The 1,356-nt window shown below is 68.7% G+C and carries 2 protein-coding genes; both read right to left on the reverse strand.

Features of this window, described 5'->3' with window-relative positions; all coding sequences use genetic code 11:
* Nucleotides 1–197: 197 nt before the first annotated feature.
* Nucleotides 198–392 (reverse strand): ribosome modulation factor, encoded by a 195-nt coding sequence (locus tag A3ES_RS57435; RefSeq protein WP_420323171.1) that lies wholly within the window; start codon nucleotides 390–392, stop codon nucleotides 198–200.
* A partial coding sequence (locus tag A3ES_RS0145605) for a hypothetical protein (RefSeq protein WP_026163814.1) occupies nucleotides 389–1,356 on the reverse strand: 968 nt, incomplete at its 5' end. The genes A3ES_RS57435 and A3ES_RS0145605, both read right to left, overlap by 4 nt.

The following is a 1,356-nucleotide window of genomic DNA, read 5'->3' on the forward strand; positions in this document are numbered from 1 at the left end:
ACGACCCTGGGGCCAGTACCCGCCAAGCGGTCAGCGGGTCGCCGTCGTAGGCCGGTACTGCGTGGGGGTCCGTGGGGTCGTAGGTGGTGACGTGCATCTTGGCTCCTTGTTCGTGGTGTTTCCCAACACCACGAATATTAGGTGACAGACCTAATGGTAGTCAAGCTTTCATGCGCGCAAGCTTGCATGCTGGACAGCTACTCGGCCAGCTCGTCAGAACTGTCGGAGGGTCGTGGTATCCCGGCGCGGATGCAGCCGGTGAGGTAGCCACGGAGCCACCAGGTGCGGGCGTGGCGCGATGTCGGGCCGTATGGGCAGTCCGTGGTTGTCTGCCCTCCCCTGGCGGCTCGGAGGCCTGCTGCGAAGGCTGCGACCTGGCGCTGGCGGCTCACGATGGCTCCCCTTCGGTGAACTGGCGTCGACGTCGCCGGTCAGCTGCCTCCCGCTGACGCTTCTGGCGTCGCTCCTGGTCTTCCTCGGCTCGGGTCCGGGCGTCCTCGCGGGCACCAGGGGCCTTCTGCGCGGCCGCGACGGTTCGGGCGTCGGTGATGCCACGCTGGACGGCGAACTCGGCGTACGTGATCCGCGGGTGCTGCTCCCAGAAGTCGCGCAGTTCTCTGCTCGCGAAGTAATAGGCGTGCGAGGCCGGCCCGGAGAACAGGATTTGCTTCGTGGCCCTCTCTGAGCCGTGCATGTCGAGGAACTCCTGGCGGCGGTCGTTCCGGAGCAGGACACCACGGGTCGCGGCCTCGGCCTCGGACTGGTGCGACCAGAGGTACTCGTCCCAGTCGGCCTTCACGCGAGCTGTGATCTCGGCGGTGGTTGAGCGTTCGCCGGCCTTCCCGACGAACTGCCAGCCGTACGCCTGGTTGAACTCCCACAGGCCACCGTCCTCGTCCTCGCGGCGATCGCCAGCCTTGGCGTCTTCCCAGTCGTCGACGACGTCCTCCGCAACGTCGAGGCTGTCTACGTCGTGCTCGGTGGTCCACATGGTGTTCTCGCGGGTCTCGGCCTGCTCCCACGCGGTACCGGCGCCCCGGGCGGTCGAGCGGGCGTCCATCTCGGCGGCCAACTGCTCGGCCGCGTCGAAGTCCTCGCGGGCCATGGCGTCGGTGAGCGCCTGGTCGAGCTCGTCGTCGGTCATGGTCAGCGGGTTGCCGATCGGCGCCGGCGGGACAGGCTTCGGGTCGAACATGGGGTCGAGCACGGCGGGCTGCTGGGATGGCGGCTCCGGAGCGGTGGGCAGGTCGCTCGGTCCCTGCGGGGTGCGGTCCGGGACAGCCTCGTTCGGTGACCGGCCATCGCCTGCCGTGGGCAGCGTCGGGTCTGACTCGGTTGGCCAGACGAACACGAGGG

Origin of the sequence: Kribbella catacumbae DSM 19601 (assembly GCF_000372465.1) — a bacterium.
Taxonomy (GTDB): domain Bacteria; phylum Actinomycetota; class Actinomycetes; order Propionibacteriales; family Kribbellaceae; genus Kribbella; species Kribbella catacumbae.